This window comes from Kordiimonas sp. SCSIO 12610, from assembly GCF_024398015.1.
Classification (GTDB): domain Bacteria; phylum Pseudomonadota; class Alphaproteobacteria; order Sphingomonadales; family Kordiimonadaceae; genus CANLMI01.
Genome location: NZ_CP073747.1, coordinates 1821803 through 1835085 on the forward strand (window position 1 = coordinate 1821803; position 13283 = coordinate 1835085).

Here is a 13283-nt window from a genome sequence, read left to right on the forward strand (position 1 = left end):
TCAATCAATAATCAGCCTTCTTTAAGGCGTTTGTTTAAGTATGTATTGATCTTCGCCATGAAGGCATTGAGTTCGGTTTCAAAGAAATGATTTGCGCCCCGAACTTCTTCATGGTCAATCACAATTCCTTTTTGTGCTTGTAACTTTTCAACAAGCTTAATGATCGAAATTGGTGTTACCATTTCATCATCGCCTGCTTGCACGATAAGGCCTGAGGACGGGCAAGGGGCAAGGAATGAGAAATCATACTGGTTCGCTGGCGGTGCGACAGAGATAAAGCCCTTGATTTCTGGACGGCGCATCAAAAGCTGCATCGCGATCCAGGCACCAAACGAAAACCCTGCAACCCACGTTCCCGTTGAATTAGGGTTCATAGACTGTAGCCAATCGAGCGCAGAAGCAGCGTCCGATAACTCACCAATACCCTGATCAAACTCGCCCTCGCTTCGGCCAACACCGCGAAAATTGATCCTTAGTGTCGCGAAACCACGGTGAACAAAGGCGTGATAAAGATAATAAGTGACCTTATTATCCATTGTGCCCCCATATTGCGGATGCGGATGTAAAATAAGCGCTACAGGCGCAGTATCAGATTGTGCAGGCTGATATCGGCCTTCAAGGCGACCAGCAGGTCCATTAAAAATAATTTCTGGCATGATTGATCTTTGGTGTGCTTTTCTATTAAATTATTGTCGAGCAAACGACGCCCAATTAACTATATAAATAAGCATATATCTAATTTTACTATCGAATCGCAAGCATCCTGTTTAATTTATGCAAAAATAATCAAAGATTTTGCGCCAAGCAGCGTTTTAAAACGGTTCGACAAAAGCTGAAACTATAGAAAACTTATGGCTAAACCAATTTACCTTGATTTTAATGCGACATCGCCAATCTTGCTGGAAGTGATTGAAAAAGTTGCAGAAACCATGACCTTTCTGGGGAATCCGTCGTCGGTTCACCAAACAGGTCGGAAGGCCCGTTCTATTGTTGAAGAGGCCCGTTCGCAGGTTGCTGCTCTGGTTGGCGCTCGCAGTCGTGACATTGTGTTCACAAGTGGCGGTACAGAAGCAAATAATGCTGTTCTGCGCGCGACCGGTGCCAAAAGTCTGATTATATCCGCGATTGAGCATGACTGTGTAATTGCAGCTTCACAAGTAAGCGGCCTTCATGTTCAGACTCTTTCAGTCAACAATGACGGTAAAGTAGACCTTGAGGAATTATCCCGTCTTTTGGAAAAGACCGAAAATCCAGCGTTGGTTTCAGTGATGCTTGGTAATAATGAAATGGGCGTCATTCAGGATATTGCAAAAGTCTCCACAATCGCGAAAGAGTTCGGCGCACGCGTTCACTGTGACGCCGTGCAGGCCGCGGGTAAGATTTCGATCGATTTTAATGAACTTGGTGTCGATTATCTGACCCTGTCTGCTCATAAGCTTGGTGGGCCGCAAGGTGTAGGTGCGATTGTACTTGCGCCAACTGCGCCATTGAATGCCTTTATCGTTGGGGGAGGGCAGGAACTTGGGCGAAGGTCTGGGACAGAGAATGTAGCGGGTGTCGCAGGGTTTGGTGTTGCTGCTATCGCAGCGCTTAGCAATCAAGCGGAGTATGATCGAGTTCAAAGCCTTCGCGACCGGATGGAAGCTGAGATCAGAGCACATGCAAATGATATTATAATTGCAGGCAAGGATACTGATCGCCTACCGAACACCAGTTGTATTGTGATGCCGGGGATGAAAGGGGAAACACAGGTGATGCATTTTGACCTTAATGGCATCTGTGTATCGTCTGGATCCGCGTGTTCTTCGGGCAAAGTGAAGGTTTCGCATGTTATGACTGCCATGGGGCTTGATGAGGAGTTGGCGAACTCTTCGCTTCGTGTCTCGCTTGGGCTTTCTACGACCGATGAAGAGATTGATCGCTTCATTGAGGCCTGGAAGACATTATATAACCGCACGAAGCGATAATTGCTGCTATGAAGACACCAGTTTACCTCGATAATCAGGCAACAACGCCCCTCGACCCAAGGGTTTTAGAGGTGATGATGCCGTACTTTACCGAAAAGTTCGGCAACCCCCATTCCGCAACGCATAAATATGGCTGGGAAGGTGAAGCAGCGCTCGATATTGCGCGTGAGCAGGTTGCTAGTGTGATTGCTGCAAATGCTGACGAAATTATCTTTACCAGCGGCGCCACTGAAGCCAACAATATGGCGATCAAGGGCGTTATGCAGGTTTGGGCGCAAAAGAAACCTGAAATCATTACCTTGAATACAGAGCATAAATGTGTGCTTGCGTCAGCAAGGGCATGTGAAAGATATGGCGCAAAGGTAACGGTTATTCCTGTGGAGGCTAATGGCCTGTTGGATGTCAAAAAACTTGAGGCAGCGATAAGCGATAAAACCGCACTGGTTTCTGTAATGGCCGTAAATAACGAGATTGGCGTAATCCAACCCCTTAAGGAAATTGGCGAAATTGTAAAAGCAGCAGGTGCAATTTTTCATACGGATGCAGCGCAGGCTTTCGGGAAAATACCGATCGATGTTCGTGATATGAATGTGGATCTCCTTAGCATATCTGGCCACAAAATATATGGCCCCAAGGGTGTTGGCGCGCTTTATAAACGAAACCATCATTCTGTCGCTTTATCGCGCTTTATGGACGGCGGTGCACAAGAGCGTGAACAACGTGCGGGTACACAGGCCCCAGCGCTCGTTGCAGGGCTTGGCAAGGCAGCAGCAATAGCGTCTAACGAAATGCTTCAGGAAAATGGCCGCCTCTATGCAATGATGCAACGCTTTAAAACTCAGATAAAAAGTGGCCTTAATAATATCATCGTTAATGGTGATGAAGATCAACGCATCCCGGGAAATTTGAATATCAGTTTCCCTGATGTCGATAATGATCGGTTGCTATCGAATATTCGTGATTTGGCACTTTCAAGCGGGTCCGCTTGCGCATCTGGCACCAGCGATCCATCGCATGTATTGGAGGCGATTAAGGGACCTGACATGCATGATAAAAACGAGGCTTCCATTCGTTTGGGGATCGGGCGCTTTACGAGTGATGAAGAAATTGACTTTGCCGCCAATAGAATCATTCGGGCGGTAAATAGTTTAAGGGCATAAAGTATGGCTGAGATTGAGATTATTTTTGTAAGCGCAAACGGCGAAGAAACGCCTGTTAAGGCCGAAGTTGGGATGAGTGTCCTCCAACTTGCGCATTATAACGATATTGATATGGAAGGAACTTGCGAGGGCAACATGGCATGTTCTACCTGTCATGTGATCATGGAGCAGAAGCACTATGATGCGATCCCTTCGGCGAGCGAAGAAGAAGAGGAAATGCTTGATTTTACTGTCGGTCTCACAGGTACATCCCGTTTGGGATGCCAAGTGAATATCGATGATACAATGGATGGAATGAAGCTGTTTCTACCGAAAACCAATCAAAATATGATGGGATTTTAATGAAAGTTGAAGCTCTAAAATATGAAGTGAAGCGATACATTGCAGTTTTTCAAAAAGAAGAAGACTGCCTTGTAGGAGAAATCGTTTTAAATGACCCTCAGCTAAATATGTTGCAGAAAATATTTAATGAGCCTGAAACGAACCCCATGTATGATTGTTGGGACATAAATTCACGCGAAGCGAAATTGCTCCAAAAGTATAATATACTCGAAGAAGAACTGGATTTTTCCAAATACGAATATTTTTTATATGCCGACAGGATTAATTAATACTTTTCGCCAAAAAATTAAAATCTCTCCGGAAGGTGATCGTCCTCTACAAGGTCAGTAAAGCGGGTAACTTCTTTGATAAAGCCAAGGCGCACGGTTCCAACGGGGCCGTGACGTTGTTTGCCGACGATCACCTCGGCTTTGCCATACAGATTTTCCATCTCTGCCTGCCACGTTTGATGCTTTTCGTGGTCCGAAAGCGATGGCTCTTCCTTTTCCTTATAATATTCTTCGCGGAACACGAACATGACCATATCGGCATCTTGCTCAATCGATCCTGATTCCCTGAGGTCTGAAAGCATAGGGCGTTTGTTTTCGCGCTGTTCTACCTGTCGGCTGAGCTGGGATAGGGCAAGGACAGGAACATGAAGTTCTTTTGCTAAGCCCTTAAGGCCACGAGTAATTTCAGAAATTTCCTGAACGCGGTTTTCACTGCCGCCTTTGCCGCCACCACGAAGCAACTGAAGATAGTCAACCACGACGAGGCCGAGGTTATGTTGCCTTTTAAGGCGGCGGGCACGGGTCCTGAGCCCTGCGATCGTAAGCGCTGGCGTATCGTCAATGAAAAGAGGTAAATCCTCCATTTCCATGGCGGCGCGGGCGATAGCCTCAAATTGATCCTGTGTCAGCTTACCTTGGCGCATTGCGTGGGATTGTATGGAGTCTGGGCCATTATAATGCTCGTTTGCGCGGTCAGAGAGAATACGGGCAGCAAGCTGATCTGCTGACATCTCCAAGCTAAAGAAGCAACAAACTGCGCCTTTGCTCATATTCATGTCGACGCCGGCAACCAAATCCTGATGATATCTGTGCGCGGCATTGAACGCGATGTTGGTCGCGAGCGCAGTTTTCCCCATCGCAGGGCGGCCCGCAAGGATCATAAGGTCTGAATTGTGAAGGCCGCCAATCTGATCATTAAGTTTCGTAAGGCCCGTGGTTACACCGGACAGGCTATCTGGGTCCTTGAAGGCATTTTCGATGTTTTCAACGGCGACCTTTAGGGCGCGGCTGAATGTTTGAGCACCTGATTCTGATTGCCCCAGTTCGGCGAGGTCAAACAGTTGTTTTTCAGCCGCAGAGATTTGCTCCATCGCTTCTTCATCAATTGGTGCATCATACGCATCATTGACCATCTCTTCGCCAATTTGAATCAGCGAACGGCGCATTGCGAGGTCATAAATCGTACGACCATAGTCTTCGGTGTTGATGATGGTTGCAGCACTTGCGGCCAATCTTACTAAGTACTGCGCGCCGCCTACATCAGATAGCGCCTCATCATTATCAAAATATGGTTTTAATTTAACGGGGTCAGCAATCTGGTTCTTGTCCATCAGTTTAAGAACAGACTCGTAAATACGACCATGTACGGGCTCAAAGAAATGTTCAGGCTGAAGAAACCCCTGAACCTTTTGTGCGGCTTCATTGTTGACAAGAATCGCCCCGAGAATAGCTTGTTCAGCCTCTAGGTTATGTGGGGGCTGTCGGTAACCAAGGTTGCCAGTTTCGTCATTATTGCCGTTCTCATCATTTGCCTGAACAAGTTCCATTCGGTCACCATTTTAAAGAGGTCAAAACGTGTCAATGTTCTACAACAGCTTTGCTGCTTTGTGGCAAATATCTTTTTGTTTTACACACTATCTTTTCCACAGGGGGATAATTCTGTGGATAACTTTCTATCTTGAAAACTTAATGTTTGAGCACAATAAAAAAGGGAAGCAAAATGCTTCCCTTGATTACAAATAGAAATTGGAAAAAACAGCTTATTCAGCGTCAGTTTTCTCTTCTTCTGTTTCTTCTGTTGTTTCTTCAGAAGCTTCAACTTCCTCAGCAACATCTTCAACGAACTCTTCTTCAGCTTCTTCTTCGTCGCCGCCAACAATAGCGCCGCCGATTTCAAACTGTGTTTCTGCTTCCGCTTCAGAGCGAGCAATGTTCACAACAACAGTTTCAGAAACTTCAGGGTGAAGCGTGATTACAACATCATGAAGACCAAGAGTTTTGATCGCACGATCAAGAACAACCTGGCTACGGCCGATTTTAACACCAGCCTCTGTAACGGCTTCAGCGATATCGCGGCTTGTTACAGAACCATATAGTTGGCCTGATTCACCAGCAGAGCGAACCATTACGCATTTAAGACCAGCCATCTGGCCAGCAACTTTTTCTGCTTCTTCGCGACGCGCAAGGTTATCTGCTTCAAGGCGAGCACGTTCGTTTTCAAAAAACTGCTTGTTGGCTTCAGTTGCGCGCATAGCTTTCTTCTGTGGTAGAAGGAAGTTACGAGCAAAACCATCTTTAACAGTGACTTCATCGCCCATCTGGCCGAGTTTCGCTACTCGCTCTAGTAGGATGACTTGCATATTCTGTCTCCTTAAGTGGGCTTATTGAACGATGAAAGGCAACAACGCGATATTACGAGCGCGTTTGATAGCCTTTGCAAGTTCGCGTTGTTTCTTTGCAGAAACAGCAGTGATACGGCTTGGAACAATCTTGCCACGCTCAGAAACATAGCGTGATAGCAATTTTACATCTTTGTAATCGATTGTTTGTGCGTTATCGCCAGAAAACGGGCATGTTTTACGACGACGGAAAAATGGACGGCGTGCAGACATTAGCGTTGCTCCCTTTTGTCACCACGATCACCGCGATCGCCTCTTGGGCCACGGCGTTCTTTGTCAGCTTTAGAGCGAAGAACGATTGATTGACCTTCTTCAAGCTCGTCAACACGGATTGTCATGAAGCGAAGGATGTCCTCGTTAAGGCGAATTTGACGCTCCATTTCAGCAACAGCAGCGTGCGGCGCATCGATGTTCAACAGAACATAATGACCTTTGCGGTTTTTCTTGATGCGGTAAGCAAGGGTTTTAAGGCCCCAGTATTCAGATTTAGCGATTTTGCCTTCGTTCTCTTCGATGATTTTCGAAAAGTCGGCAGTAATGCTTTCTACTTGCGAGGCATTAATATCTTGCCTTGCAATGAAAACATGCTCGTATAAAGCCATGCTTTTTCTCCATTTTGCTGATCGCTCGCAGGCACCCATTGCCAACGCCTCCAGCCTTCTTATTCCTGCGTATTTTCTTGATATACAAATCAGGAGGCGCTTCTTTATCGCTTTGCCGCGTGAAATACAAGGAAAATCCTGGTATTTTCTATAAAAAATGTAAAAGCGAACATATTGTCTTGCAATTGTTGTCTGCTATGTGACATTCCGTAAGGGAATTTAGAGGTCAAACAATGACCTTTGTGAACAGATCAAGGATATAAATATGACAAGAGCGTTTGTTTTTCCAGGGCAGGGTAGCCAGTTTATTGGAATGGGCAAAGAACTCGCACAAGCGTCTGAGGCTGCGAAACTTGTTTTTGAAGAGGTCGATGATGCATTAAGCCAGTCACTATCTAAGCTGATGTGGGACGGTGAAGAAGACGAATTACGCCTTACGGAAAACACGCAACCCGCACTGATGGCGACATCGATGGCTGTTGTTCGCACGTTAGAATCTGAAAGCGGCAAGAAAATCGCTGATCTGGCAAGCCATGTAGCAGGGCATTCGCTCGGTGAATATTCTGCGCTTGCGTCCGTAGGAGCGTTTTCGCTTGCTGATACCGCAAGGCTACTGAAATTACGCGGTCAAGCGATGCAGCGGGCCGTTCCTGTTGGTGAAGGTGCCATGGCTGCGATCCTCGGTCCTTCGTTTGATACTGTTCTCGAAATTGTTGAAGAAGCATCGCAGGGTGAAGTATGCGTTGCCGCGAACGATAATGCTGACGGTCAGGTGGTTGTGTCGGGCCATAAAGGTGCTGTAGAGCGCGCGATTGAGATCGCAAAAGCCAAAGGGGCGAAAAGAGGCATGTTGCTACCGGTATCTGCACCTTTCCACTGTCCTTTGATGCAACCTGCAGCGGATGAAATGCGTTATGCGCTTGCTGATACGCAAATAAACGAACCAGCGCTTCCAGTAATAGCGAATGTTCTAGCGGCTCCTGTTGGTAATCCTGATGGGATTAAAAACCTTCTTGTAGAGCAGGTGACAGCATCTGTTCGTTGGCGCGAGAGTGTGGGCTCAATGTCATCGCTTGGCATTACGGAAATTGTTGAAGCAGGTGCAGGCAAAGTTCTTTGCGGACTAGCGCGGCGTATTGATAAAAGCCTAAGCGCTACCAATATGCAGGAAATGGCAGATATTGAGCGGTTCATTGAGGACCTTTAAAGCGCCAGATACGCATGTAAGCTGATAGAAGATATAAACGAGGAATATGATGTTTGATCTAACAGGTAAAAAGGCCCTTGTAACAGGAGCAACTGGCGGTATTGGTGCAGCAATTGCGACGGCGTTACATAGTGCTGGTGCAGAAGTTGTAATTTCCGGTACGCGGGCTGAAAAACTTGAGGCGCTGGCGGCTGAACTTGGTGAGCGGGTTCATATTGTTGCTGCAAACCTTTCAGAACGTGAGAGCGTTGATGCGCTTATTAAAAACGCAACAGAAGCTCTTGGCGGCGGTGTTGACATATTGGTAAATAATGCGGGTATCACGCGCGACAATTTGGCGATGCGAATGAAAGAAGACGAATGGGACAGCGTAATGCAGGTTAACCTTGAGTCTGTGTTCCGCCTCTCAAAAGGATATTTGCGGACAATGATGAAAGCGCGCTTTGGCCGGATTATCAACATTACATCTGTTGTAGGTGTAACGGGAAATCCAGGACAGGCGAATTATGCGGCCTCAAAGGCTGGCCTTATTGGTATGTCGAAATCTTTAGCTCAGGAAGTGGCATCACGCGGTATCACCGTTAACTGTGTTGCCCCTGGCTTTATTACAACTCCAATGACAGACGCACTCACAGACGATCAAAAGAGTGCGATCACAAAGAATATCCCTTCAGGAAACCTTGGGAAACCTGAGGATATTGCAGCGTCTGTACTATATTTAGCAAGTAATGAAGCTGGCTATATGACAGGACAGACCTTGCATATTAATGGCGGAATGGCCATGATCTAACAGAGTAATTGTTTTACAATTTACTTAAACTTGACTTCTCAAAGCTAAAAAACTGTGTTACCAGCACGGCGATGCGGAACAAAAACTAGGATTTCTTAGCTTTAGGTCGCACAATAGAGACATATCGAAATACCGATATGTCATCATTGTTAAGAACGAGGGAAAAGCAATGAGCGATATTGCCGATAAGGTGCAAAAAATTGTTATCGAACACCTAGGTGTAGAAGAAGATAAAGTCACCGAAACTGCTAGCTTCATCGATGATCTTGGCGCAGACAGCCTTGATACAGTTGAGCTGGTTATGGCTTTCGAAGAAGAGTTTGGTATTGAAATTCCAGACGATGCAGCTGAAAAAATTCAGACTGTTAAGGATGCGATCGATTTTATCGGCGCTAATTCCTAAAACCAATCGAGTTTTAAATGGGGTAGCAGCCGGCTTTTGCCAGTTTGTTACCCCATTTTTTATTTGAACAGGGTTGTTGGGCCTTGAGACTCTGAATAAGGAAGATCTAATGAGACGTGTTGTTGTTACCGGAATGGGTATGGTGTCGCCGCTTGCGACAGGTGTGAATGAAACTTGGGAACGTTTGATCAAGGGTCAATCAGGCGCTGGCCCTGTTACACAATTTGATGCGAGCGATTTTCCTTGTAAAATTGGCTGTGAAGTTAAAATTGGCGATGGAACAAATGGAACGTTTAATCCTGACGACTGGATGGCTCCAAAGGACCAGCGCCGCGTTGATACCTTTATTTTGTTTGGTATGGCTGCTGCGATGCAGGCGGTTCAGGAAGCTGGCATTGAAGACCTGAGCGAAGAAGAACAGCTTCGTGCAGGTGTTATGATTGGTGCTGGAATTGGTGGCCTGAAATGGATTTCAGAAACATCAATCACCCTGAAGGAACGTGGCCTTCGCCGTGTTAGCCCTCATTTTATCGCTGGGTCTATCATCAATCTTGTATCTGGTAATGTTTCAATCAAGTACGGCTTTAAAGGGCCGAATCATGCAGCTGTAACTGCATGTTCTACCGGTGCACATTCCATCGGGGATGCGGCACGAATCATCGCGCTTGATGACGCAGATATTATGGTTGCGGGCGGCGCAGAAGCATCGATCTGTGATATTGGCTACGCTGGTTTTTGTCAGGCACGTGCACTTTCAACAAAATATAACGATAACCCGGTTGAAGCCTCTCGCCCTTGGGATAAAGGCCATGACGGATTTGTTATGGGTGAGGGCGCTGGTGTTGTTGTTCTTGAAGAGCTTGAGCATGCAAAGAAACGCGGTGCCAAAATTTACGGTGAAGTCACTGGCTACGGTATGTCAGGAGATGGCCATCACGTAACCGCGCCTGCACCGGACGGTAATGGTGGTTTCCGCTCTATGAGCGCTGCGATTAAACGCGCAGGCATCAATGTTGAGCAGATTGACTATATTAACGCCCATGGCACATCGACACCTGTTGGTGACCCAATTGAATTTGGTGCTGTGAAACGTTTACTTGGTGATCACGCTGCCAGTGCAGCGATGTCGTCAACAAAATCCTCTATTGGGCACTTGTTAGGTGCTGCGGGTGCTGTTGAAGCAATCTTCTGCCTGAAAGCAATCCATGAAAACGTTGTACCACCAACACTAAACCTTCATGAGCGGGCTGAAGGCTGTGATGGTATTGACCTGGTTGCACTTGAAGCGCAAGAGCGCGAAGTCAAAGCGGCGCTTTCAAACTCATTTGGCTTTGGCGGAACCAACGCATCACTTGTGATGCAGCAGTATGAAGGTGATTAATAAATCACACTGAGGCAAATTAGCATTAAGTCAGTTTTTTCTAGGTTATAAACCTGATATGTTCAGTGCATATGGGTGATTATCTTAGAAAATATCGGCTTTTTATTGGCATAACATCAGGTGTGTTTTTTTTACTGCTGGTGTTGGCGAGCGCGCTTTATGTCTTTGTGAATCACACCCTTTCCAAGCCATCAATCAATCAGGAAACGGTCTATTACTATCTACCTAAAGGGAGTGGGTTAATTCGTGCTGCCTTTATTGCTGAAAGGGATGGGATTGTTGAGCACGCCTGGCAGTTTAAATATGCGGCTTTATATTTAGGGGTCGAGTCTAAACTGCGTTCAGGGGAGTTTGAAATTCCTAAAGGATTACCGCTTCGGGAAATCCTGATGAAAATTGTTCGTGGGAACAGTCATAGCAGGAAGGTAACCATTCCTGAGGGCTATTCAGTATTACAGGCTATTGATGTCCTCTCGAATAGTTTTGGAATAGAGGCTTCATCAAAAATCAATGCGCTACCAATTGAAGGAAGCTTGCTCCCAGAAACATATGTGTATGAACGCGGCGATACGCTAAATACTCTTCTTCAGAGAATGGAAAAAGAGATGCAAAAGGTTTTGCTACAAGCGTGGGATAGCCGTGCAGGAAACTTACCCATCCAGTCTATGGAGGAGGCCCTTATTCTGGCTTCTATCGTAGAAAAAGAAACCGCCCTTCAAAATGAGCGGTCGTTGGTGGCTGCTGTGTTTTTAAATCGGCTTCGAAAAGGCATGCGCCTTCAGTCAGACCCAACAATAATTTATGGCCTAACCAACGGACTGCCACTAGGGCGCGCAATTACCAAAGCGGATATCAATAGTGATACCCCGTACAATACGTATCGTATCAAGGGTCTACCGCCCACTCCTATTGCTAATCCTGGTTTAGAGGCTATCAAAGCCGTATTAAATCCGCCAGAGGGGGCTGATTATTTGTATTTTGTCGCTGATGGAACTGGCGGTCATGCCTTTGCTAAAACATTAAAAGAGCACAATAAAAACGTAGCAAATTGGCGTAAAATTGAACGCGAGCGTGCACAGTAGAAACTATACGTTGCTCAAAAGTCATATTCGCTCTAAGCGTTATGCACAAATATTAAACATATGTCGGAATAAAGAATGACTTTAAAAAGCATGACAGGTTTTGCCCGCATATCAGGAACAGCACCTGACTATGACTGGGTTTGGGAACTTAAAAGCGTGAATAATAAAAACCTGGATATCCGTATGCGGTTACCAGCTGTTTTGGATGGTTTCGATATTAAACTGAAGAAGAATATTGGCGCACAAATAGCCAGAGGGACAGTGTTTGCCAATCTCACTCTTAGCGATTCAGGTGCAGAAGGCGGAATTGTTATTAATGAAAAGAAGTTAGAGGCGCTCATTAAATTGGCGACAACCTATTCAGGGCAGCCGCATATTGCGCCAGCAAGCCTTGATGGGCTTTTACGTGTAAAGGGTGTTGTTGAAGAACGCGAAGAAACCTTAGATGAGGATCAGCGCAGTATCCTTGAAGACCAAATCATGGAAAGCCTTAATGCAGTAATTACAAAGCTGATTAGTGATCGGTCAGAAGAAGGTGAACGGATGCAGCAAGTATTGAAGCAGCAACTTGCTGACATTGAGGCTTTGACAAAGGCAGCACGTGATCATTCTGGTGACCGCACTATATCGATGCAAACACGATTTGCTCAGCAATTGGATAAACTTCAGTCTGTATCAAAGCCTGTGGATGATGAACGCCTAGCGCAAGAGATTGCTCTTCTTGCAGTTAAAGCTGATATAATGGAGGAACTGGATAGGTTGGATAGCCACGTTACAGAAGCAAAAAAACTACTTGATAGTGTAAAACCTGTGGGTAGGAGGTTGGATTTTCTTTGTCAGGAATTTAACCGAGAGGCTAACACACTTTGTGCAAAATCTGGTGATACAAAACTTACTAAAATAGGGCTTGATATTAAAACGCTTATCGATCAATTTCGCGAGCAAGTTCAAAACATAGAATAAGAGTTTCACCATGAGCGATACTGTATCACCCGAAATCAACGCAAATAAACGTAGAGGACTTATGCTTGTTATGTCTTCACCGTCTGGTGCAGGTAAAACAACACTCAGTCGCATGCTTCTCGCTGATGAAAAAGATATGGTTATGTCAGTTTCGGCGACAACACGTGAAGCAAGACCTGGGGAGGAAAGCGGCAAAGACTATTATTTTGTCGGGCATGATCGGTTCCGCGAAATGATTGATAATAACGAGCTTCTTGAGCATGCAGTTGTTTTTGAAAATCGCTATGGTACGCCACGAGGCCCTGTAATGCAGGCTTTAAGTGATGGTAAAGACGTACTATTCGATATTGATTGGCAAGGTACTCAACAACTCGCGGAAAGTGCAGGGGGGGACCTGGTACGTGTTTTCGTTTTACCGCCCTCGATCGCTGAACTTGAAAATCGATTGAAGAAAAGAGCACAGGACAGCGAAGAAGTTGTTCAAAAGCGTATGGCCGAAGCTGAAAGCGAAATTAGCCATTGGGCAGAGTATGATTACGTACTCATCAATAACGATCTTGATAAAACATACGCTGACCTGCGAAATATTTTAAATGCAGAGCGCCTCCGCAGACACAGACGCCCAGCACTGTCAGAATTTGTTAGAACATTAAAAAAATAGCATCCATTTTTAGTTGTAATTTTGGACAATATGATACGTGCGTTTGCAATTGATTCG

General features: G+C 45.7%; 16 protein-coding genes. 11 read left to right on the plus strand and 5 right to left on the minus strand.

The window, feature by feature from the left end; genetic code table 11:
- Positions 1-11: 11 nt before the first annotated feature.
- Entirely contained in the window at positions 12-656 is a 645-nt protein-coding gene (locus KFF44_RS08385) for an alpha/beta hydrolase (RefSeq protein ID WP_255933314.1), read from the minus strand.
- Between the two features lie 195 nt (positions 657-851).
- Between KFF44_RS08385 and KFF44_RS08390 the strand changes: the two genes are divergently transcribed.
- From KFF44_RS08390 to KFF44_RS08405, 4 genes are read left to right on the plus strand one after another with little or no spacing between them, the layout of a single operon-like run.
- The gene (locus KFF44_RS08390) at positions 852-1967 is read left to right on the plus strand and encodes a cysteine desulfurase family protein (RefSeq protein WP_255933315.1); all 1116 of its coding nucleotides are present in this window, start codon (positions 852-854) and stop codon (positions 1965-1967) included.
- Positions 1968-1975: 8 nt separating this feature from the next.
- Positions 1976-3127 (plus strand): cysteine desulfurase family protein, encoded by a 1152-nt coding sequence (locus KFF44_RS08395; protein ID WP_255933316.1) that lies wholly within the window; start codon positions 1976-1978, stop codon positions 3125-3127.
- A 3-nt stretch (positions 3128-3130) separates the two neighbouring features.
- Positions 3131-3469, plus strand: coding sequence for a ferredoxin family 2Fe-2S iron-sulfur cluster binding protein (locus KFF44_RS08400; protein WP_255933317.1), 339 nt, complete (start codon positions 3131-3133; stop codon positions 3467-3469).
- Positions 3469-3738, plus strand: coding sequence for a hypothetical protein (locus tag KFF44_RS08405; protein WP_255933318.1), 270 nt, complete (start codon positions 3469-3471; stop codon positions 3736-3738). Before KFF44_RS08400 ends, KFF44_RS08405 begins: the two co-directional genes overlap by 1 nt.
- Before the next feature lie 17 nt (positions 3739-3755).
- Here KFF44_RS08405 and KFF44_RS08410 read toward each other — a convergent pair whose 3' ends face one another.
- The 4 genes from KFF44_RS08410 to rpsF form a co-directional block, all read right to left on the minus strand.
- Positions 3756-5285 (minus strand): replicative DNA helicase, encoded by a 1530-nt coding sequence (locus KFF44_RS08410; RefSeq protein WP_255933319.1) that lies wholly within the window; start codon positions 5283-5285, stop codon positions 3756-3758.
- Positions 5286-5498: 213 nt separating this feature from the next.
- Positions 5499-6098: a 50S ribosomal protein L9 gene (gene rplI, locus KFF44_RS08415; RefSeq protein WP_255933320.1), complete on the minus strand. Its 600-nt coding sequence runs from the start codon at positions 6096-6098 to the stop codon at positions 5499-5501.
- 21 nt (positions 6099-6119) lie between these two features.
- Complete coding sequence (gene rpsR / locus KFF44_RS08420; RefSeq protein ID WP_255933322.1) at positions 6120-6350, minus strand: 30S ribosomal protein S18; 231 nt, start codon at positions 6348-6350, stop codon at positions 6120-6122.
- Complete coding sequence (gene rpsF, locus KFF44_RS08425) at positions 6350-6739, minus strand: 30S ribosomal protein S6 (protein WP_255933324.1); 390 nt, start codon at positions 6737-6739, stop codon at positions 6350-6352. Before rpsF ends, rpsR begins: the two co-directional genes overlap by 1 nt.
- A 265-nt stretch (positions 6740-7004) precedes the next feature.
- On the opposite strand from rpsF, the gene fabD reads away from it, so the two are divergent.
- From fabD to gmk, 7 genes are all read left to right on the plus strand, one after another.
- Positions 7005-7946: an ACP S-malonyltransferase gene (gene fabD, locus KFF44_RS08430; protein ID WP_255933325.1), complete on the plus strand. Its 942-nt coding sequence runs from the start codon at positions 7005-7007 to the stop codon at positions 7944-7946.
- 49 nt (positions 7947-7995) lie between these two features.
- Positions 7996-8736 (plus strand): 3-oxoacyl-ACP reductase FabG, encoded by a 741-nt coding sequence (gene fabG / locus KFF44_RS08435; RefSeq protein WP_255938807.1) that lies wholly within the window; start codon positions 7996-7998, stop codon positions 8734-8736.
- Between the two features lie 169 nt (positions 8737-8905).
- On the plus strand, positions 8906-9139 hold the full coding sequence (locus KFF44_RS08440; RefSeq protein ID WP_255933326.1) for an acyl carrier protein: 234 nt from the start codon (positions 8906-8908) through the stop codon (positions 9137-9139).
- A gap of 109 nt (positions 9140-9248) precedes the next feature.
- Complete coding sequence (gene fabF / locus KFF44_RS08445) at positions 9249-10520, plus strand: beta-ketoacyl-ACP synthase II (protein WP_255933327.1); 1272 nt, start codon at positions 9249-9251, stop codon at positions 10518-10520.
- A 71-nt stretch (positions 10521-10591) separates the two neighbouring features.
- On the plus strand, positions 10592-11602 hold the full coding sequence (gene mltG / locus KFF44_RS08450) for an endolytic transglycosylase MltG (RefSeq protein WP_255933328.1): 1011 nt from the start codon (positions 10592-10594) through the stop codon (positions 11600-11602).
- A 75-nt stretch (positions 11603-11677) separates the two neighbouring features.
- Complete coding sequence (locus KFF44_RS08455) at positions 11678-12565, plus strand: YicC/YloC family endoribonuclease (RefSeq protein WP_255933329.1); 888 nt, start codon at positions 11678-11680, stop codon at positions 12563-12565.
- A 10-nt stretch (positions 12566-12575) separates the two neighbouring features.
- Complete coding sequence (gene gmk, locus KFF44_RS08460) at positions 12576-13226, plus strand: guanylate kinase (RefSeq protein ID WP_255933330.1); 651 nt, start codon at positions 12576-12578, stop codon at positions 13224-13226.
- Positions 13227-13283 lie beyond the last annotated feature (57 nt).